Genomic DNA, 19,360 nt, shown 5'->3' with positions numbered 1-19,360 from the left:
AAGCGTCATGTCAACCCATACCAACACGCCATTGATCTCGCTCGTCGTGCCGTTCTACAACGAGCAGGACGCGGTTGAACGCTTCTTCGCGGCGGTCGTGCCGGTGCTCGAATCGATCGAGGGCACGCGCTTCGAGATCGTCTGCATCAACGACGGCAGCAGCGACGCCACGCTCGATCGACTGATCGCGCAGAGCGGTCGCGACCGGCGCATTCGCGTGATCGATCTGACGCGCAACTTCGGCAAGGAAGCGGCGCTCACCGCCGGCATCGACGAAGCCTTCGGCGACGCGGTGATTCCGATCGACGCGGACCTGCAGGACCCGCCGAGCCTGATCCCTGTGATGGTCGAGCATTGGCACGCGGGCGCGGAAGTGGTGGCTGCCAAACGCACGAACCGCTTGTGCGATACGTTCGCCAAACGCACCGCGGCCTCGCTCTACTATCGCGTGCACAACGCGCTGTCCGAAGTGAAGCTGCCGGAGAATGTCGGCGACTTCCGGCTGATCGATCGTCAGGTGGTCAACGCGCTGCGCAGCCTGCCGGAGCGTCGCCGCTTCATGAAAGGCCTGTTCGCCTGGGTCGGCTACCGCACCGTGATCGTCGAATACGAACGCGAGCCGCGCAGCGCGGGCCACTCGAAGTTCTCAGGCTGGCGGCTGTGGAATTTCGCGCTCGAAGGCATTACGAGCTTCAGCACGGTGCCCCTGCGCAGCTGGACCTATATCGGGCTGTCCATCGCGACGCTGTCGTTCCTGTATGGCGGGTTCATCATCTGCCGCACGCTGTGGTCGGGCAATCCGGTTCCCGGTTACGCGTCGACGATCTCGGTGATGCTGTTCATGGGCGGCATCGAGCTGATCGGCATCGGTGTGATCGGCGAATACGTCGGCCGCATTTACTACGAGTCGAAGGAGCGGCCCGTTTATCTGGTGCGGCGTCGCTATCAGGCGAAGAGCAAGGTCAGCATGCTGCCGGGCGTGCGTCAGGATGCGCGCGCGCCGCATGTGGCGCGCGTCGAGTTGACACGCAGGCGTGCCGCGCCGCGGGTTCGCGTCGTGGGTCAATGAGCGTTGAGGAATTGGCTATGTCTGCCTACGCATGCCTCGATTACGGCGTGTCGCTGTTCGCGATCCTGCGCAGGCGCGACGGAGCGTGGAGATGATTCTGGTCGAACGGGTCAAGCTCGCGTGCTTTGGCGCGGGCGGCGTCATCGCAACCGGCCTGCATGTATGCATCGCGCTGACGCTGATTGCCGACGCCGGCATGTCGCCGGCGTGGGCCAACGCAATCGCGTTCACCTGGGCGACGGCGGCCTCATATCTGTTGAACACGTTCTGGCGTCTTTCGGCGCTGCCCGAGGTGATGAATGCTGGTCGCTTCACGCTCGTATCGCTGGGTGGCCTGACGTTGACCGCGCTCGTATCGCGGCTGACGCAGCTTGCGGGCGGCTCGCCCGCGCTTGGTATCGCGCTCGTCGTGTGCGTGGTGCCGCCGCTCACGTCCGTCGCGCATCGGTGCTGGACGTATCGGTAAATACAAAGCACGCGTAGCGCGACTTACGCCGCGCGCAACGCCTTCTGACACGCCGCGAGTACCGCACCGGCCGCAAGCAGCAGTGCCGAATACACGAGCCCGCGCGCGAGCCCGGCGCCATCTGAGACCCAGCCGATCACGACAGGTCCGACTATCTGCCCGAACGCGAACACGATCGTGAAGGCGCTGATGCCCTTCGCCCAGTGGCTTGCGGGCAGATTGTGGCGCACGAAGGCGGTCGTCGACGCAACCGCCGATAAGAACGTCGCGCCGAACAGCGTGCCCGAAACGAACGCGACCCACGGCTGCGTGAACAGCGCAGGCAGCAGCGTCGCGATCGCCAGCAGCGCGTTGAGCACGGCGAGCGCCTGGCCGCCGCGCATGCGATCGAGCAGCGTCGACCAGATCCTCGCCGACACCACGGTCGCCGCACCCAGCAGCAGATAAAAACCGGTGACGACCGCCGCGCTCATGCCGGCGTTGCGCAGCAGCGCCACGATGAACGTCATGTAGCCGATATAGCCGACGCCGAACAGTCCGTATCCCGCAAGCGCGGCCGCGAAGTGCGGCCAGCGCGGCGCAGCGGTGGCGCCGGTTGTGTGCGTCGCGGCAGCCGCGCCCATGTGCGCACGCTCGATCCTGCGCGACGCGCCGATCGCGACCGCGGCGAACAGCGCGCAAGCCGCTGCTAGCGCGAACCACGCGAACTGCCAGCCGTGGGCGGCGTCGAGGATCGTCACCGGCACCAGCACCGACGACGCCACGATCCCCCAGCCGGTACCGCCGTAATACAGACCGAGCACGAGCCCCGCGTCGCGCGGCCGCGCCGACGCGAGCCGCGCCGCGAGCACGCCGCCGCCGATGAAGGTCGCCGCGCTACTCGCGCCGGTGATCACGCGCAGTGTCAGTAGCGCATGCGTGTCGGCGGTGAGGCCGCCGCCTGCCATCAGCAGCGCGGTCAGCACACAGCCGCCCGCGAACAGCGCGCTCGCCGACCAGCGGCGCGCGAGACGCGGAAACACCAGCGCGCCGAGCAGATAGCCGAGCGCGTTGGCGGTGTTCATCGCACCGGCCTGCGCGAAGCTCCAGCCGAGGTCAAGTTTCATCGACGGCAACAACAGCGCGTACGCGAAGCGCGCGAAGCCGAGCGCGATCGCGCTGCCGAGCGATAGCGCGGCGGCGAGCCGCAGTGTCGGCAGGCGTTGTGCGCTGGTCGTGGTTGGAGCGTTCGATGAGGTGTCGGCGGAACGGGAGGACATGGGCGGGACGGACGTGGACGGGAAACGCTGCGGGCCGGTTCTGGTTGGATGGTGAGTTGGGCGCATGCGGCAGATTGCCATGATAGCCGGGAGCGACGTTCCGGTTTGACGGTTAGTTGCATTAGGTCGGATGCGAAGAGCAAGACCCGAGCGCTTTCCGAGGACTTCTCAAATGAGAATGATTTGCATTAACGACAGTTTTGTTCCATGATTCACCGCATGGCAGATCACCCGACTTTCAATCCGACCCGCGACGCGGCCGCGCCCCAAGTGACCAGCGCGACTTTCCGGACTGTGTCCAACGAGGAGCCTCGATGAACTTCCGCTCTCAACACGACAGCCGCCCCGAACTGATCGACGACCTTCCGCTCGACGCCGCCGGCGCGCCCGATCACACGGTGCTCAGCGCCGTGCGCACGTGGCTGCGGCCGGCCTGCGAAAGCGCGCGCGGCAGTCTGCATTGGCGCGACATCCTGAGCGACGCCGGCTTGCGTCAGGACGGCATCGAGCACTTCGATCTGCTGATGCGCTCGTTGATGCGTGTGTCGTATCGGCCGCTCGACATGCGCTGCCGCTGCGCGACCGAGCTCGGCAAGGATGAGGCCGTGATGCTGCAATCGATCGCGCTGCTGCAGAAAACCCATAGCGGCGCCGCGTTGCGCATGCTCGGCGAATGGCTGCCCGCGCCGGCGGTCAGCGGCGTGCTGAAGCTGCTGCGCTGGTTCGCGATCGATCTGCTCGACGCCGGCGTCGAACTCGACGTGCAGGCGCGCCGCGTCACCTACATGCACTGAGGACGTTTGCAGATGGTCCCGTGAGCCGGACGACCTTGACGGAAGCCTGGTTGAGACTGAGTGGCAGATGACCAATCCGCCGATGGGCGGCAAGGCTCCGCGCATCGTCGAAACCGCGACCCATGTCGATCACCGCTTCATACAGAGATACGCGCCCTACCCGCCCGCCCCTTCCGGCTCATGCGGCACGAGCCGCGCCTTCGCATGCCGCATCTTCTCCAGCGTCTGCGGCCCGGCCTTCAGCGCGACGCCGATCGCGAGCGCGTCGATGATGCACAGATGCACGAGCCGCGACACGCCCGGTGTGTTCGGATCGATCGGGCTCGCCACGCGCAGCAGCAGCGGAATGTCGACGAGCCATGCGAGCCGCGAGCCGACGTTGGTCAGCGCGATCGTCGTCGCGCCGCGCTCCTTCGCGATCTGGATGCTTTCATTCACTTCGACGCTGCGCCCCGAGTGCGAGATCGCAAACGCGACGTCGCCGGGCTCCATCAGGCCCGCGTAGAGACGCTGCAAATGACCATCGGTGAACGCGGCCGCCGCGATGTCGATGCGCAAAAACCGCAGTGCCGCATCCTGCGCGACGAGCCCCGAGCCCGAACCCACGCCGAAGAAAAACACCCGCCTCGCGCTCGAAAGCGCAGCGATCGCGCTTTCGACCACGGCAGGATCGAGCGCGCCGCGCGCATGCGTGATGCCGTCGATCGCCGCTTCGCCGACCTTGTCCATCAAGGTTTGCACGTCGTCGTCGCGGGCGACCGCGGTCGACGCATACGGCATTGCGCCCGCCACGCTCTGCGCGAGCTGCATCTTGAAGTCGCGCAGACCGTGCGCACCGATCGCGCGGCAAAAACGCGTGACGGAAGGCTCGGACACGTCGGCGCGCTGCGCGAGTTCGGTGATGCTCGCGCGCATCGCGAAGTCGACGTCGGCGAGCACCATCTCGGCGACCTTGCGCTCGGCGGGCCGCAGACTCGCGAGTGCGCTGCGGATATGGGGAATCAAGTTCGGTGCGGACACCCGGTGTTCCTTAGGGGCTGTTACATGTGGATCCGCGTCGCTCGCAGCTTCCTCGGCTTCAAGCGGCCCGCTCAAAGTTCGAGCCGCGCGCGGTTCAGACCAGCCTGCGTCCACTCTCCGTATCGAACAGATGAATGTGTTCGGCCGGCAGACGCAGCGCGACACGCTGACCGGGCTCGATCTTCGAGCGCTCGCGCGTGGTCACGCACCACGTGGTGCCGCCGATTTTCCCGTACAAGTGCGTCTCGGCGCCAGTCGGCTCGATCACTTCGACGTCGAGCGCGGCATCCGGTATTTGCGTCGTGATCTCGATGTGCTCTGGCCGCACGCCGAGCGTGACCTTCGCGCCGACCACGGCTGATGCGGGCGGGCGTTCGAGCGCGACCTCGCTGCCGTCCGCGAGCCTCAATGCGAGGCCCGCGCCCTGCGTGCGATTGACGATCACGCCCGCGGCGAAATTCATCGACGGCGAGCCGAGGAAGCTCGCGACGAACAGATTCGCCGGCCGGTCGTAGAGTTCGAGCGGCCGGCCGATCTGCTCGATACGTCCCGCGTTCATCACGACGATGCGATCGGCCATCGTCATCGCTTCGATCTGATCGTGCGTGACGTAGATCACCGTGTTCTTCAAGCGCTGATGCAGCGCCTTTATTTCGGTGCGCATCTGCACGCGCAGCTTCGCGTCGAGATTCGACAGCGGCTCGTCGAACAGGAACAGCGACGGCTCGCGCACCACCGCGCGGCCCATCGCGACGCGTTGCCGCTGACCGCCCGACAGTGCGCGCGGCAAGCGGTCCAGATAGCCACTGAGGTTCAGCATCTTCGCGGCCGCATCGATGCGCGGCTTGAATTTCTCCGCGGATTCCTTACGAATCCTCGGGCCGAACGCGATGTTTTCATAAACCGACAGATGCGGATACAGCGCGTAGCTCTGGAACACCATCGAGATGTTGCGCTGCTGCGGCGCGAGCGCATTCGCGCGCGTGCCGCCGATCATCAGATCGCCGCCGCTGATTTCCTCGAGCCCGGCCACCATCCGCATCAGCGTGCTCTTGCCGCAGCCCGACGGACCGACCAGCACGACGAACTCGCCGTCGTCGATGTGGAGATCGATGCCGTGCACGACCTGGGTGTCGCCATAGCGTTTGAAGATGCCGCTCAGTTGCACTGCTGCCATGCTGTCCTCATTGTCTTGCTGCGTGTTGGATTGCGGGTGTCCTATGGCGCGCGCCGCGCTCGGTTCAGAACGACTCGAGCGTCAGCTCCTGCGCCATCAACCGGTTGCCCGCCATCAAGCCGCCGTCGACCGGCAACGCGACGCCGGTGATCACGCGCGCTTGCGGCGACGCGAGAAACAGCACCGCGTCGGCGATGTCGTCGGGCGTCGCGAAGTCGCGCAACGGGTACCACTTCTTCAGCTCCTCGAACACCTGCGGATTCTTGTCGACGCGCGCCTGCCACGCCTGCGTCTTCACGGTGCCCGGACACACGATGTTCGCGCGAATGCCGTAGCGGCCCAGCTCGATCGCGAGCGCCTTCGTATAGCTGATCAGGCCGGCCTTCGCGGCGCTATACGCGGGATGACCGAGTGCGGCGAGACCGTTCACCGAGCCGATCAGCACGAGCGCGCCGCGCTGCCGTTCGATCATCGACGCGCGCACCGCCTCGACCGTGTGATACGTACCGTTCAGATTCAAATGGATGTCGCGCTGCCAGCTCGCGGCGTCGGTGCTCGCGAGCGACGCGCCGAGCGCCGCGCCCGCGTTCGCGACCAGCACGTCGACCGGTCCGTGCTGCGCAACCGCCGCGGCCACCGCTTGCTGCACCGCGGCGGCGTCGCCGAGATCGACCGCGACCGGCACGACCTTGTCTGCGCCGAGCCCCGCGCTCAACGATTGCAGCGCGGCCGCGTCGATGTCGAGCGCGAGCACGGTGTCGCCCGCCTCGACGAAGCGCTCGCATAACACGCTGCCGATACCGCCGCACGCGCCCGTTACCAATACGACACGATCCATGTGTTCCTCGCTCGATCGCCCGGCCGTTTCGGCCGACTTGCCGACGCCTTCCGCCACCCGCTTCGCGCGGCGCGCCGTGCTGTAAATTTCCTACATGGACAACTTGCAACGACTGCCGGAATATCCCGAAGAGTGGGTTTTCAGATCATCGCGCAGTGCAGAATACTCCATGCTTTACAACATCTTATGCACAAAACAACCCGGGAAGAAATATCGCAGACCCTACGTGACAAGCTATTTTGCGTCATGTAGGATTTTTTCAAACAATTTACCCAAGGCGGCCGGCGACGGCAGCAAACCACCCCCAGGAGAGAGAAAAATGTCATTGCATGCCCGTGCTTCCCTCGCGCTAGGCAAAGTCGCCATGGCGCTCGCGTTTGCAGGTATCGCCGTCTCGGCCCACGCCGACACGGTCCGCGTGACGGTCGCTCACTACAGCGACGCGACCGCGCCGTACTTCGAGAAAATGGCCCGCAACTTCGAGAAGGCCAACCCCGGCACGACCATCAAGATCGAAGACGTGAACTGGGACACGCTGCAACAGAAGCTGCAAACGGACATCTCCGGCGGCGCCAACGCGGACCTCGCGATCGTCGGCACGCGCTGGCTGCTCGACTTCGTGAAGGACGACGTCGCCGAGCCGCTCGACGGCTATATGGACGCGAACTTCAAGGCCCGCTTCATCGGACCGTTCCTCGCTCCTGGCCAGATCAACGGCAAGACCTACGGCCTGCCGATCGCCGCTTCCGCCCGCGCGCTGTACTACAACAAGGACCTGCTCGCGAAGGTCGGCTACCCCGACGGCCCCAAGACCTGGAACGAGGTGATCGATGCATCGAAGAAGCTGAAAGCGCAAGGCATCGCTGGCTTCGGCCTGCAAGGCAAGGAAATCGAAACCGACGTCTACTATTACTACGCGCTGTGGACGATGGGCGGCGACGTGGTCGGCAAGGACGGCAAGGCCGCGTTCAATTCGCCGGCGGGCGTGAAGGCCGCGACGATGTACAAGCAGATGATCGACCAGGGTCTCACGCAACCGGGCGTCACCGGTTATAGCCGCGAAGACGTGCAGAACCTGTTCAAGCAGGGCCGCGTCGCGATGGTGATCTCCGCGCCGTTCCTCGCGAAGCAGATCAAGAAGGAAGCGCCGAACCTCAAGTACGGCATTGATCCGGTGCCGATGGGCACGACGCACGCCACTTATGCGGTCACCGACTCGATCGTGATGTTCAAGAACTCGAAGGTGAAGAAGTCCGCATGGAAGTTCCTCGACTATCTGTTTACGAAGGAACCGCGCGTCGAGTTCACGACGACCGAAGGCTTCCTGCCGACCACCAAGGCAGAAGCGGCGGACCCGGCGTTCAACGATCCGGACGTCAAGGCCTTCATCGCGTTGCTGCCCACGGCTCACTTCGCGCCGACCGTGACCGGCTGGGAAGACACCGCGAAGGCCGTGACCGACGGGATGCAAGCGATCTACCTGAACAAGGCGCAACCGGCTGACGCGTTGAATGCGGCGGCGACGCAGGCGAACAAGTCGCTCGGGCATTGATACGCGGCTTTTGGCAGTAGCGAGGCGAACCGGAAACGCGCGGCGCCGTTACGACGGCGTCGCGCTCTGCGCCGCGCCATCTGCGCAATCGAGCCGGCGCAGCACGATGCACTCTCCGGCCCATTCCGTCGCGCCCACCGTTTGAAGGTGGGCGCGTCTTACGATCGAGCACGCATGAGCCGTTCCGTTTCTCCGCGCGCGCAAGCGCCCTGGTTGCTGATTGCGCCGAGCCTCGTGCTCGCGCTGTTCATCATCAGCTATCCGATTTTCAACATCGTGTGGCAATCGCTGCATGAGGTATCGCGCTTCGGCGCGATTCGCGACTTCACCGGCGCGCAGAATTTCATCAACGTGTTTCAGGACCCAGTGTTCGTCGCTTCGGTACGCCGCACGATCATCTGGACCGTGTGCGTGGTGGGCGGCACGGTGCTGATCTCGGTACCTGTCGCACTGATTCTGAATCAGGACTTTCACGGCCGCGGTGTGGCGCGCACGATCGTCATGCTGCCGTGGTCCGTCTCGCTGACGATGACCGCCGTCGTCTGGCGCTGGGCCTTCAACGACGATTACGGCATGGTCAACGTGACGCTGCAGCGGCTCGGTCTGATCGGCGGCCCGATTCACTGGCTCGCGACACCCGAGTTCGCGTTTCCCGTCGAAATCGCGGTCGGCATTCTGGTGTCCGTTCCGTTCACGGTGACGATTTTTCTCGGCGGCCTGTCTTCGGTGCCGGGCGATATCTACGAAGCCGCGCGTATCGATGGCGCGAGCGCCTGGCAGCAGTTCCGTCAATTGACGATGCCGCTGCTGCGCCCGTTCATCAACATGGCGATCCTGCTGAACGTGATCTACGTGTTCAACTCGTTTCCGATCATCTGGGTGATGACGCAAGGCGGCCCCGACAACAGCACGCACATCCTCGTCACGTATCTGTACGAACTCGGCTTCCGGCTTGGACGCCCCGGCGAAGCGGCCGCGGTTTCGCTGATCATGCTCGTGATGCTGTTCGCGTTCTCGATCGCTTATCTGCGTCTGCAACGCGCGAAAGAAGGAGTGCCGTCATGAGTCTGAGCGCGAAAACGAAACGCTCGCTGTGGTGCTGGATCGCGCTGACGCCGCTGGTGATCGTCATCCTGTTTCCGTTCGCGGTGATGTTCTTCACCGCGGTCAAGCCCGCGTCGGAGATCTTCGTCTATCCGGCGCGCTGGCTGCCGGTGCAGTGGCAGTGGCGCAATTTCATCGACATGTGGGAGGCCGCCAACTTCGGCGTCGCGCTGCGCAACAGCGCGATCATCAGCTTTCTGTCCACGGCGCTCGCACTCGCGGTGAGCCTGCCCGCCGCTTATGCGCTCGCGCGCTTTCCGTTTCGCGGACGCGGCCTGTACCGGCAGTTCCTGCTGGTCACGCAGATGCTCTCGCCGATCTTGCTGGTGGTCGGCCTGTTCCGGCTCGCCGCGATGATTCCGTGGGGTGACGGCAATCTGGTGGATTCGCGGATCGGCGTGATCGTGTCGTACGCGGCGTTCAATATCGCGTTCGCGGTGTGGATGCTGTCGTCGTACTTTCAGACCGTGCCGCAGGATCTCGAGGAGTCCGCGTGGCTCGAAGGTTGCAGCCGCACGCGCGCGGTGTTCAAGGTGTTTTTGCCGCTTGCTGTGCCGGCCATCGTCGTGACGGCGATCTTCACGTTCATCAACGCGTGGAACGAATTCGCGGTCGTCTATACGTTGATCCGCTCGCCGGAGAACAAGACGCTGACCGTGCAGGTGACCGATATGGTGGCGGGCAAGTACGTGGTCGAATGGCATCTGGTGATGGCCGCGACGTTGTGCGCGACGTTGCCGGTTTCGATCGTGTTTGCGTGGTTGCAGCGCTATATGGTGAAGGGACTCGCGCTGGGCGCGGTGAAGTAGCTGGCTGGGCTGCGCGGCATGTGCCGCGCAGCGTTCACATGCGGGCTGCGCGTTAGTCGGTACCGCGCACGATGCGCAGATCACGCTCGACGCCGTCGCCCAAAGCGGCCAGCGCCTTCTTGTACTCCTCGCTTTCGTAAGCGGCCACGGCCTGCTCGTAGCTCGGAAACTCGATCACGACCGTGCGCTCCTTGAGGCCCTGCTCGCGCGCCTCGTCCGCCACACCTCGCACGAGAAACTTGCCGCCCGCCGCCGCCACCGCAGCCGGGGCCAGTTGCGCGTATGCGGCCAGTTTCTGCGGATCGTTCGTCTTGCGGTACGACGACACCCAATAACCTTTGCTCATTCGAATCTCCTTGTGTGATGGACCCATGCGGGACTAATGCGGACCAAAGCAGTCGCGGTTTTACATAGTAGCAAAGCGGCGTGGGTTGTTCGTGTAGTTCGCTATTGAACGTTTTGTGCACTAGGATTGCCTTTGCACATTTCGAGTGACGGACTATTCCAGGAGACAGTGAATGAGCGAACGATACGCGTCGTTGTGTGCATGCTGCGGCAGTCCGGAGCATCGGGCGATGAGCCGCCGGACTTTCATGAACCTGTTGGCCGGGAGCGCCGCCGGACTTGCGATGCCGTCCACGTTCGCGGCGGATACACCCGCCATACCCACGCTTGCTTACGACTCGATTCCTAATCCCGTACGTTTGCCGAATGACATGTACTTCGGCGAATGCACGGGCGTGGCGGTCAATTCGCGTGGCCACATCTTCGTGCTGTCGCGCGGCAACACCAGCGGTCCCGCCTATGGCGCGGCCGCCGCGCAACTGCTCGAGTTCGCGCCCGACGGACGCTTCGTGCGCGAAATCGGCCGCAACCTCTATGCGTGGTCGTTTGCGCACTCGGTGAAGGCGGACCGGCACGACAACATCTGGGTCACCGACAAAGGCTCCGACATGGTGATCAAGTTCACGCCCGACGGACGCGTCGCGATGGTTTTCGGCCGCAAGCAGGATGCGTCGGACGAAACGACCGGGCCGCTCAAGCATCCGAATCCGCCGCTGCCATCCGAGCCCGGACGCTTTCGTCAGGTGACCGACGTGGCATGGGACAAAGCGGGCAACACCTACATCAGCGACGGGTACATCAATTCGCGCGTCGCGAAAGTCGATCGCGACGGCAACTGGCTGAAGTCATGGGGAGATCGCGGCACGGGTCCGGGGCAATTTCATACGCCGCATAGCATCGCGGTCGATGCGCATGACCATGTGTATGTCGCGGATCGCAGCAACCGGCGCATCCAGGTGTTCGATACCGAGGGCACATTCCTGCGTCAGTTCACGATCGATGTGCCGGTGCCCCCGGACGCGCGTCCCGCGATCGGCAACATGCCGAACGAAGCGGACCTCGCGGCGGGCACGCTTGCGCCGGGATCACCATGGGCGATCTGCATTTCGCCGGGGCCGAACCCGGTGCTCTATAGCGCAGATGCATTTCCGGGCCGCATCTACAAGATGACACTCGACGGCAAGGTACTTGGCGTGCTCGGCAAATCGGGGAAACAGCCGAAGCAGTTCGGCTGGATTCACCAGATGGCCTGTCCTTCGGAGAACGTATTATTCGTTGCCGAATTGCTGAACTGGCGTATTCAGAAACTGGTTCTGCATGCGTGATGGGAAAGGGCCGCCGCATTCGTGCGGGATGAGAATGCGGATCGGCCCCGCGGATGCCAGGCCGTATCAGTCGTAACGGCGATGGTTGTGATGATGCCTGGACGAATGGTAGCCGCGCGAATAGTCGTTGGCGTACGAGTTCGAGCGCGAGATGTTGCCGCCGAGCGCCGAACCTGCGCCGCCGCCTAGCGCCGCGCCGACGAGACCGCCGGTGCGGCCGCCCATTGCATTGCCGGCCGCGGTGCCCGCGCCGCCACCGAGCGCGCCGCCGATGATCGCGCCAGTCCGTTCGCGGCGATTCGACGTGACCGCACCGCCCGCACCGCCGCCCACCGCGCCGCCGATCACTGCGCCGGTGCTACCGCCCACCGCGCCGCCGACTGCCGCGCCAGCCACGCCACCGAGCGCGCCGCCGAGCATGTTGTTCATATCACCGGCGAATGCCGGCAACGATGCCGAGATGCTCAGTGCTACCACGGCCACCATCTGGATGATTTTCTTCGACATAACGGGTCTTTGTTTTAGTGAGACGGCGCCGAGTATAGCGGGGCTTCAGAAAGGGCTTTGTAACCACGACGGTCTGTGGGGGTAAGACGTGTAACAAAGTGAATGCAGGGTTGCACTTGGGGCGAGCGTGAAGGGCAACCGTCATTGTGAAGCCAATGCCCAAGAGTTGTGCACCACGTGGGGTGTATCAGGGGCAGCGATTTGGCGCAAACTGAGAGCACGTCGAGGCCGTGTAGCACCGGCTTGACTGGTCAGCGTTCGCCATGCCCATCATTTCCCTTGTGGGGCAACGACAGGACGGTCGGGGGAGTGAACGCGGGTTCCGCATTTTGAACGGGACGACGCGAGCCACTCCAGGACGCCTATGACTAGGAGCACCGCCGAAATAACCAGGAGCAGCGGTGTGCCACCCGCAAATACGGCCCAAATCTGACACAACACAAGCGCAAATCGCAGTCCTGCGTCGAACTTGGCGATTTCAGGCGTCGGAGTCTTCAGCTTAGCCATGCTCCAAACCACAACAAAACAGCCCGCCAAGTTGAAGAAAAAGACGGACGTGGGATCAAGTGGTGCAAATTGCGTATGAAAGCCAAGAGCGGCGTCAACGGCGTGCAACTTGTCTAACAGAATGGGAACAAGTGGTGGGAAAACCAGCGGGCAAAACGGTAGCAGTCAAACGCCATTGTTCGCCACACCACGAATATAACGAACCCAGATCGATCTCAAAGTTGTCCAGGCGTGCAGCGTCTTCTGCTGATATTCGCGCCGGTACCCCTTTGAGAATTCGACCTGTGCGGTCTGGCAGGTAGAACTCGTTCAGTAGCTCCTGCTCTTCTGTCGAAGACTTTGTGACTAGCTCGTCCCACTGTCTATTTGTAAGTCGTACGGACGGTAAGTCTTGGACACAGTGAACGAGCACATCATCTTGGCTGTCCTTGTGCAACAAATTGGGAGTAATGGCAAGAATTTCATTCTACTTATCTTGACAGTTCAATAACGGCTTGTCAGTTGGCGCAGCATGCACCGGACGATAAGGCCATGAGCACATGCGACCGGCACCATGTAGACCTTACCGAACATATTGTGGGTTTTGACGCTCGTGGTTATTGTTAACTCTCGTTTCGAACCCAATACCGGTGAAAGCATGAGCGCGACCAGAACGCGCAGATGGCGGTCGCTCGCAACCAAAAATAGCTCCTCATTCGTAATGTGGTGAACTTCAAAGAAGTCGATCACATCACCAGTTACTGGTGTTGTCGTCGGTCGCTCTCTCGCAAATCCATGAATTGGGCGAACTCCTGCTAGTCCGCTGAGGCGATCGCGCAACCATAATGAAATCCGAAGCAACTTGGAACTGCTGTTCGTCATGCCGCAGTAAGTTTGGAATGCGGTGACACACGCAGAAACCAAGCATCGATCCTGGTGGAAGAAGTCCAACTCGTTACGGTCAGCCAGCAAGGGTGCCTTCGAGAAAATATCACGGATGTACAAGCGAAACCGCCTAGATCGAAGATTGGTCTTGTAGTTGCGGTCCAGTATTCAGTAATGCAATTTGCTGCACCTCAGCTTTTTGTAGCAGTTGCTCGTAGAGCTGAGAAGGACCGTGCTGGAGGCTTTAATCGCTTTATCCTCGATGCGTCGTCCAGAATGCTGGCACTGAGTACCGGTAAAGGGGGAAATAGAAAGACGATACGCTGATGGCTGGTTAGTAACGCCTGTTCACGCTCGACGTTAAACTGAAAGTGTTCATGAGACTTGCAAAGCTCATGCAGTGTGACGGGATAATCTGCCAGTTGCCGCGCAAATTCTGCACTGATGCGAGAGACCGTCAGGTTCGGATGGCCCAGAATGACAAGTGTTTTTTTATTCATTTTTATGAAGAATGAAATAGGCTCTTTTTCATTTTCTTAAGCGTTCTCATATCCCACCTTTTTCCTGCGTAGGACAGAATGATTCGAGCGCTGAGGAGCATTCCCCGGTGTTAGAGCGATAGAGAGCTAATTTGATCATCGATTTGTGTCTCAAAAACCTATCATAATTGATAGGTAAAAGCCCTCCGGCCAGCGCTTCTTCCATAGCATCAGTTTCTTGACCGCGATTCACTCAACACCAATCATTTCCATGTGATATTAGTTTTCCTGATGGTACTTCTTCACGTCACCTGTTTTGCCTTGCACACAGATTAATCGTCAAACGGGACTCCAAGATGCCCAAAATGCGAGTAGACCCCTGCGCTTGCCGTGAGCGTGAATACAGAAGGGCCGCTCGTGATGAGCGGCCCTCCGTGGCATACAATCGTTTGGAAAAATATTTGTTCCTCTACCCGCGCCGCTTCTTCTTCAACTCGATCGTCTCGAACAGTTCATAGTCCGGTGTCGGCGTCTGATCCGCGCCCGGCGCATGGTAGTACTTCATCGTGATCGTCGTGTCGCCGCCAAGCTTCCCTGGATCGTAGTCGAACACCGCGATGCCATAACCGGTGCCGGTGTCGCGTTGCGCTGACCAGATCGCGTCTTCGACCGCATCGGCGCTCGCGCGCACGAACGCGCCCGCGGTCGTCGACGGCACAGGGCGATTCGGCTTCGTGAAGATGCGCGCTTGCGGCAGGCCCGTGCCGGTATCGACGCCATACACGTCGAGCGGCGCGCTCGTGCCGCCGCCGCCGAGAATCAGGTGAATCGTGCCGTGGCTCGTATCGAACGTCGACGCGCCCGTCGATACCGCCGTCATGATCGGCTTGGGCTGCAACGTATCGACCGGGCGCCCCGTCGCGATGTCGGTGCCCTTGTTGTGATTGCAACCGCGCACCGGATAGCTGCGCTCGTAATCGTGATCGTGACCGCACAGCACGAGGTCAACGCCATAGCGATCGAACAGCGGCAGCCACGCTTCGCGAATGCCCTTGTCGGAACCGTTGCCGGTCTTCGACGAACTGAGCGCGTCCTGATGCATCTGCACGATGATCCAGTCCACGTCATTATCGTGCGACGCATGCTGCAGCACTTTTTCGAGCCAGCGCGTCTGCTCGCCATTGCTATAGCCGCGCACGTACAGCGACGTGCCCGCCGGAATCGGCGGATTGCCGGTACTCGCGACCGGCGTCAGCGCCGCGGGCCCGGCGACGAAAGCGGCGGCATCCTGATACACGACGTCGTCCGCATCTAGCGAAACGAACAGCACCGAGCCGACGCGAAAGCTGTACCAGCGGCCCGGAAAACGCGTGTGATTATCCGGCAGCACATAGCGCGACAGGTACGACGCAAGGCCCTGCTCGCCATTGTTGAATTCGAGTTCGTGATTGCCGGGACACGGCATCCACGGCCGGTTCGATGCCGAGGTCTGCGCGTTGTTGCCGAAGTCGCGCCACACCTCGGGCTGCTGCGTCGGATTCAGATTCGCATAGCAGAGGTCGCCGTTCAGCAGATGGAAGAGCGGCTCAAAGCGCTCTACGGCCGCCACCGCGAAGCGGCTTTGCGGCGACGACAATACCCAGTTGGTATTCGGCGTCGCGAGATCGCCGTAGCTCGTCCAGCGAAACGGCGCGCGGCCGCGCGGCGCGGTACGAAAACTCGCGGTGAAGGGTTGCGATGCGTTGCTGTCGTTGTCGGCCGTCACTTCGTACTGGTAGCTCGTGTCGGCCTTCAGGTTGCGCATGCGCGCGTGATAGTTGAATACGACCTCGCCGTTGATGCCGTCGGTGTACGTGCTTTGCACCGCATGCACCGTATGTTTCGCGTGGTCGCCGCTATTTGCGCCGCTCACGCGCACCTGCGGATTGACCGCGGGCGCGAGCGACGACCACGACACGGTCACTTCGCTCGTCGGATCGCTGCCCCAGGTCAGGTGAATCTGTTCGGGCGTGCCATCGGGGGTGCCGCTATTCGCGGCGCGAGCGGTCGATGCGAGCGCGCCCGCCGCCGTCGCGAGACCCGAAACGCCCGCGAACTTCAGAAAGCCGCGACGTGAGACGATCGATGCGCCGTGCTCATCGGCAGGCGTTGTCTTGACGATTTTTCTGTTCGACATGTCCGGTATGGTTGTTCAGGTGGAAGAACGCCAGCGCAAAACAACGCCCCGCGGGGCGAGCGCGGACGGAAAGTGACGGACGATCGTAGCCGGACGGCGATGACAGCCCGATGAAAACATCGGGCGAATAGCGGGAGGTGAGGGTTGTAATCGAAACGTCTAGAAAAACAAATTGCCGGTGCAGCGCATGATTCGATCACGCGCATACAACCGGCAATTCGCCCGGGCTGCGCTCAGGTCTGCGAACTCGTATCGTCCGCGGCTTGAGCGTTGTCGGCGTCGTCCTGCTTCTCTTCTTCTTTCTTTTCCACCAGCGATTCCAGCTTGCCGGCGCCTTCGAATCCAGCGACAGCGGCCACGCCTTTAGTCAGCAGACCCGCCTCCGGATCGACTTTCTCGGCGGCTTCAACGGCGGCAACCGCACCGGCAATCTTGCCCACTTCGTCCAGAAGTCCCATGTCGCACTCCCACAAAAATAAGTGAAATTGCATCGTCTCACGAACTTCGTGGCGTGTCGTCAAATGTTAAACCGCTTGACCGTGAAGCTTTCGAAGTGAAATTTAAGCGGCTGCCTCACGCGCGCGCGGGCGGCTGCGGATTGTTGTCGGGATTCGTGTCGTATCTCGACACGCGAACGATGCCGTTCGGGTCGACCAGCTTCGACAAGCCGGTCTCGAGCGCATCGGCGATCGCCTTGTCGTACACCTCGTCGCCATTCGCATAGAGCGTGAACGAGCACAGGTATTTCGCTTTCTTCTCCGGATTCTCGATGGTCTGCCGCGTCCATTGATAGAGTGGGTAGTTCTCGATGCCCATTCTTTCCGCTTCGCTGACGTAGTCGGCGAATGCATCGAACTGGCATTTGAGCGTTGCGCGATGCGCCTGCAATATGGCATGAAGCGCGGGATGCGCGGCGCACGAAGGGTCCGCGCGCAGCGAGTCGGCGAGTTGCGCCGATGCGGTGATTCGGAGCTGATATTGCAGGGGAGACGACATCACGACCTCGATCGCGTCGGTAGCGGATTTCAAAGCGGAGTTCAAAAGTCCGCGGGCGCGGCTTTGTCGGTGACCCGCGCTTCAAGCACCGAGTCGCACTGGTCGATTTCGTCGCTGCACATCGGCTTGCCGAGCAGATAACCCTGCGCATGCGTGCAACCGCATACGCGCACGAAATTGAGCTGCTCCTGGGTCTCGATGCCCTCGGCCGTGGTCGGCATGCCGATCTCGCGCGCAAGCGCGACGATGCCGCGCACCACGGCCGCCGATTCGCGGCCGTGCACGGACTCGCGGACGAACGAGCTATCGATCTTCAGTTTGTCGAACGAGAAGCGCACGAGCGTCGACATCGTCGAAAAGCCAGTGCCGAAGTCGTCGAGCGCCAGCCCGATGCCCAAGGCGCGCAACCTGGTGATATTGCGGCGAGTCACTTCGTCGTCGTTGAGCAGTGCCGTTTCGGTGACCTCGAGATTGAGCCGCGTCGGCGGAAGCCTCGTTTTCCGCAGGATTGCCGTCACCGTCGAGGCGAACGTTTCCTCGCGCAGCTGCACCGGCGACACATTGACCGCGACGACCACCTTGTCGCGCCACGTCGACGCCGCCATGCACGATTGCAGCAGCACCCATTCGCCCAACGCGAGGATCAGGCCGGTACGTTCGGCAGTCGGAATGAACGCGGACGGCGACAACTCGCCGCGTGTCGGATGGGCCCAGCGAATCAGCGCCTCGCGGCCCGCTACCGCGCCGGTAGTCAGATCGACGATCGGTTGATACTCCATGCGCAAACCATTGAACGACTTCAGCGCGCCTTCCAGGTCGCTGCGCAGCAGGCTCAGGCTTTCGTCGGATACGTGCTTCTCGGCGTCGAAAATCGCAAACGCGCTTTTACCGCTGCGCTTTACGCCATACAACGCGCGATCGGCGCAGATCAGCAATTGCGGACCCGTTTTCGCATGCTCGGGGTAAAGCGCGATGCCGACGCTCGCGCCGATATGCACGAGCGCTTCGCTCAGCACGAACGGCCGCGCCAGCGTTCGGACGATGCGATCGGCCAGCACGCGCACGTCGCGCAGTTGCCCGGCGTCGTCCGAGATCGCAACGAACTCGTCGCCGGCCAGGCGGCCAACCTGGTCGCCGCTCGGCAGCAGATCGCGCAAACGCGTCGCCGCTTCCTGCAGAATCTGGTCGCCCGCGGCATGGCCGAGACTGTCGTTGATCGCCTTGAAGCCATCGAGGTCGATCAGCAGCACCGCGAACGCGTCGCCCTGCCGCTTCGAACTCTCGCCGGTGCGTTCGAGCAGCAGTTCGCTGATACGCGCGCGATTCGGCAAACCGGTCAGGCTGTCCTGGCGCGCGAGGCGATGGCTGTTTTCGCGTGCGAGCAGCAACGCGACGGTGTCGCGATTGCTACGCAGCGCAACCGTGAAAAAGCCGGCCGCGCAAAACGGCGCCTGAAATAGCAGCACGAGCTTGCCGTTGCCCGGCGACATCGCCGCGCCGATACTCAGAAAGCTGAGAATAAAAACGATCTGCAATAACGCAAGCCTCGGCGTGCTCGCATTGCGTCCGGCCAATCCGCCGATCACACCGACCGCGCAAACGTTTCCAAGCAGAAAAAGTGTGGAACTTCCGCTGATATTGCACAGAAATGTGCCGAAGCCGAATAGCGCGCTCCACAACAGACTCGCGAAAAGAAACGCGGAAGTCGGCGTGGGCAGCCCTTGCGCGGCGCGCGTGCGGCATAGCCAGATCAGCACGAGCCGCGCGATCAGCAGCGCGACGACCGCCATACCCCACGCGGCATACAGCGGAATCGGATAGAGATAATACGCAGTTGCGCAAACGCTGATTTCGCAAATCGACGCGAATATGATCGAAGCGGTTCGCGTAAACAGGTTGGCAAGCAGAATCTGCCGGTTGTCCGGACTCAGGTTCTGGGCCGACGATACGACCCACTTGAAAAATGGAGACCTTGGTTCGGTAAAAGCCATGACCTGCGCATTCGACGGTTAGTGGGTCCGAATCGGCATGCGAATGGACGGCTCGTGCAACGATTACATAAACATAAAATAT

At 62.2% G+C, this 19,360-nt stretch carries 19 protein-coding genes; 7 read left to right on the top strand and 12 right to left on the bottom strand.

Going from position 1 to position 19,360, the window contains the following annotated elements:
- Positions 1-7: 7 nt before the first annotated feature.
- Complete coding sequence (locus L0U84_RS21165) at positions 8-1,069, top strand: glycosyltransferase family 2 protein (protein ID WP_233852420.1); 1,062 nt, start codon at positions 8-10, stop codon at positions 1,067-1,069.
- 91 nt (positions 1,070-1,160) lie between these two features.
- Positions 1,161-1,535, top strand: coding sequence for a GtrA family protein (locus L0U84_RS21160; RefSeq protein ID WP_233852418.1), 375 nt, complete (start codon positions 1,161-1,163; stop codon positions 1,533-1,535).
- 23 nt (positions 1,536-1,558) lie between these two features.
- On the opposite strand, the gene L0U84_RS21155 is transcribed toward L0U84_RS21160, so the two are convergent.
- Complete coding sequence (locus L0U84_RS21155) at positions 1,559-2,794, bottom strand: YbfB/YjiJ family MFS transporter (RefSeq protein WP_233852416.1); 1,236 nt, start codon at positions 2,792-2,794, stop codon at positions 1,559-1,561.
- 314 nt (positions 2,795-3,108) lie between these two features.
- On the opposite strand from L0U84_RS21155, the gene L0U84_RS21150 reads away from it, so the two are divergent.
- Entirely contained in the window at positions 3,109-3,588 is a 480-nt protein-coding gene (locus tag L0U84_RS21150) for a hypothetical protein (protein WP_233852414.1), read from the top strand.
- A 156-nt stretch (positions 3,589-3,744) separates the two neighbouring features.
- Here the strand turns inward: L0U84_RS21150 and L0U84_RS21145 are convergent, their stop codons facing one another.
- The 3 genes from L0U84_RS21145 to L0U84_RS21135 form a co-directional block, all read right to left on the bottom strand.
- Complete coding sequence (locus L0U84_RS21145; protein WP_233852412.1) at positions 3,745-4,608, bottom strand: MurR/RpiR family transcriptional regulator; 864 nt, start codon at positions 4,606-4,608, stop codon at positions 3,745-3,747.
- A gap of 94 nt (positions 4,609-4,702) precedes the next feature.
- Positions 4,703-5,785 (bottom strand): ABC transporter ATP-binding protein, encoded by a 1,083-nt coding sequence (locus L0U84_RS21140; RefSeq protein ID WP_233852410.1) that lies wholly within the window; start codon positions 5,783-5,785, stop codon positions 4,703-4,705.
- Between the two features lie 64 nt (positions 5,786-5,849).
- Entirely contained in the window at positions 5,850-6,623 is a 774-nt protein-coding gene (locus L0U84_RS21135) for an SDR family oxidoreductase (RefSeq protein ID WP_233852408.1), read from the bottom strand.
- 319 nt (positions 6,624-6,942) lie between these two features.
- Here L0U84_RS21135 and L0U84_RS21130 point away from each other — a divergent pair, with 319 nt between their 5' ends.
- The 3 genes from L0U84_RS21130 (at position 6,943) to L0U84_RS21120 (ending at position 10,088) form a co-directional block, all read left to right on the top strand.
- Entirely contained in the window at positions 6,943-8,175 is a 1,233-nt protein-coding gene (locus L0U84_RS21130; protein ID WP_233852406.1) for an ABC transporter substrate-binding protein, read from the top strand.
- A 174-nt stretch (positions 8,176-8,349) separates the two neighbouring features.
- Positions 8,350-9,240 (top strand): carbohydrate ABC transporter permease, encoded by an 891-nt coding sequence (locus L0U84_RS21125; RefSeq protein ID WP_233852405.1) that lies wholly within the window; start codon positions 8,350-8,352, stop codon positions 9,238-9,240.
- Positions 9,237-10,088 (top strand): carbohydrate ABC transporter permease, encoded by an 852-nt coding sequence (locus tag L0U84_RS21120; protein ID WP_233852404.1) that lies wholly within the window; start codon positions 9,237-9,239, stop codon positions 10,086-10,088. Before L0U84_RS21125 ends, L0U84_RS21120 begins: the two co-directional genes overlap by 4 nt.
- 52 nt (positions 10,089-10,140) lie before the next feature.
- On the opposite strand, the gene L0U84_RS21115 is transcribed toward L0U84_RS21120, so the two are convergent.
- Positions 10,141-10,434 (bottom strand): DUF1330 domain-containing protein, encoded by a 294-nt coding sequence (locus tag L0U84_RS21115; RefSeq protein ID WP_233852403.1) that lies wholly within the window; start codon positions 10,432-10,434, stop codon positions 10,141-10,143.
- Between the two features lie 172 nt (positions 10,435-10,606).
- Between L0U84_RS21115 and L0U84_RS21110 the strand changes: the two genes are divergently transcribed.
- Positions 10,607-11,758 (top strand): peptidyl-alpha-hydroxyglycine alpha-amidating lyase family protein, encoded by a 1,152-nt coding sequence (locus L0U84_RS21110; protein WP_233852402.1) that lies wholly within the window; start codon positions 10,607-10,609, stop codon positions 11,756-11,758.
- A 66-nt stretch (positions 11,759-11,824) separates the two neighbouring features.
- Here the strand turns inward: L0U84_RS21110 and L0U84_RS21105 are convergent, their stop codons facing one another.
- From L0U84_RS21105 to L0U84_RS21075, 7 genes are all read right to left on the bottom strand, one after another.
- Positions 11,825-12,265 carry a hypothetical protein gene (locus L0U84_RS21105; protein WP_233852401.1) on the bottom strand — a complete coding sequence of 147 codons (441 nt, stop codon included), beginning with the start codon at positions 12,263-12,265 and terminating at the stop codon, positions 11,825-11,827.
- 990 nt (positions 12,266-13,255) lie between these two features.
- Positions 13,256-13,756 carry a DUF2867 domain-containing protein gene (locus L0U84_RS21100; protein ID WP_233852400.1) on the bottom strand — a complete coding sequence of 167 codons (501 nt, stop codon included), beginning with the start codon at positions 13,754-13,756 and terminating at the stop codon, positions 13,256-13,258.
- Between the two features lie 71 nt (positions 13,757-13,827).
- On the bottom strand, positions 13,828-14,136 hold the full coding sequence (locus L0U84_RS21095; protein ID WP_233852398.1) for an NAD(P)H-dependent oxidoreductase: 309 nt from the start codon (positions 14,134-14,136) through the stop codon (positions 13,828-13,830).
- A gap of 448 nt (positions 14,137-14,584) precedes the next feature.
- The gene (locus tag L0U84_RS21090) at positions 14,585-16,291 is read right to left on the bottom strand and encodes a purple acid phosphatase family protein (RefSeq protein WP_233852396.1); all 1,707 of its coding nucleotides are present in this window, start codon (positions 16,289-16,291) and stop codon (positions 14,585-14,587) included.
- Between the two features lie 233 nt (positions 16,292-16,524).
- Positions 16,525-16,749 carry a hypothetical protein gene (locus tag L0U84_RS21085; RefSeq protein WP_233856660.1) on the bottom strand — a complete coding sequence of 75 codons (225 nt, stop codon included), beginning with the start codon at positions 16,747-16,749 and terminating at the stop codon, positions 16,525-16,527.
- Between the two features lie 115 nt (positions 16,750-16,864).
- Positions 16,865-17,287: a hypothetical protein gene (locus tag L0U84_RS21080; RefSeq protein WP_233856659.1), complete on the bottom strand. Its 423-nt coding sequence runs from the start codon at positions 17,285-17,287 to the stop codon at positions 16,865-16,867.
- A 41-nt stretch (positions 17,288-17,328) separates the two neighbouring features.
- Positions 17,329-19,278 carry a putative bifunctional diguanylate cyclase/phosphodiesterase gene (locus tag L0U84_RS21075; RefSeq protein WP_233852394.1) on the bottom strand — a complete coding sequence of 650 codons (1,950 nt, stop codon included), beginning with the start codon at positions 19,276-19,278 and terminating at the stop codon, positions 17,329-17,331.
- Positions 19,279-19,360: the final 82 nt, after the last annotated feature.

The organism is Paraburkholderia sp. HD33-4, assembly GCF_021390635.1.
Lineage (GTDB): Bacteria > Pseudomonadota > Gammaproteobacteria > Burkholderiales > Burkholderiaceae > Paraburkholderia.
The sequence above is the reverse complement of the archived record's forward strand: the minus strand, read 5'-3'. Positions and strand labels throughout refer to the sequence as shown.

Coding starts and splice junctions, on each gene's coding strand:
- L0U84_RS21165 (WP_233852420.1), top strand. CDS start 8: ATGTCAACCCATACCAACACGCCATTGATCTCGCTCGTCGTGCCGTTC.
- L0U84_RS21160 (WP_233852418.1), top strand. CDS start 1,161: ATGATTCTGGTCGAACGGGTCAAGCTCGCGTGCTTTGGCGCGGGCGGC.
- L0U84_RS21155 (WP_233852416.1), bottom strand. CDS start 2,794: ATGTCCTCCCGTTCCGCCGACACCTCATCGAACGCTCCAACCACGACC.
- L0U84_RS21150 (WP_233852414.1), top strand. CDS start 3,109: ATGAACTTCCGCTCTCAACACGACAGCCGCCCCGAACTGATCGACGAC.
- L0U84_RS21140 (WP_233852410.1), bottom strand. CDS start 5,785: ATGGCAGCAGTGCAACTGAGCGGCATCTTCAAACGCTATGGCGACACC.
- L0U84_RS21135 (WP_233852408.1), bottom strand. CDS start 6,623: ATGGATCGTGTCGTATTGGTAACGGGCGCGTGCGGCGGTATCGGCAGC.
- L0U84_RS21130 (WP_233852406.1), top strand. CDS start 6,943: ATGTCATTGCATGCCCGTGCTTCCCTCGCGCTAGGCAAAGTCGCCATG.
- L0U84_RS21125 (WP_233852405.1), top strand. CDS start 8,350: ATGAGCCGTTCCGTTTCTCCGCGCGCGCAAGCGCCCTGGTTGCTGATT.
- L0U84_RS21120 (WP_233852404.1), top strand. CDS start 9,237: ATGAGTCTGAGCGCGAAAACGAAACGCTCGCTGTGGTGCTGGATCGCG.
- L0U84_RS21115 (WP_233852403.1), bottom strand. CDS start 10,434: ATGAGCAAAGGTTATTGGGTGTCGTCGTACCGCAAGACGAACGATCCG.
- L0U84_RS21110 (WP_233852402.1), top strand. CDS start 10,607: ATGAGCGAACGATACGCGTCGTTGTGTGCATGCTGCGGCAGTCCGGAG.
- L0U84_RS21105 (WP_233852401.1), bottom strand. CDS start 12,265: ATGTCGAAGAAAATCATCCAGATGGTGGCCGTGGTAGCACTGAGCATC.
- L0U84_RS21095 (WP_233852398.1), bottom strand. CDS start 14,136: ATGAATAAAAAAACACTTGTCATTCTGGGCCATCCGAACCTGACGGTC.
- L0U84_RS21090 (WP_233852396.1), bottom strand. CDS start 16,291: ATGTCGAACAGAAAAATCGTCAAGACAACGCCTGCCGATGAGCACGGC.
- L0U84_RS21085 (WP_233856660.1), bottom strand. CDS start 16,749: ATGGGACTTCTGGACGAAGTGGGCAAGATTGCCGGTGCGGTTGCCGCC.
- L0U84_RS21080 (WP_233856659.1), bottom strand. CDS start 17,287: ATGTCGTCTCCCCTGCAATATCAGCTCCGAATCACCGCATCGGCGCAA.
- L0U84_RS21075 (WP_233852394.1), bottom strand. CDS start 19,278: ATGGCTTTTACCGAACCAAGGTCTCCATTTTTCAAGTGGGTCGTATCG.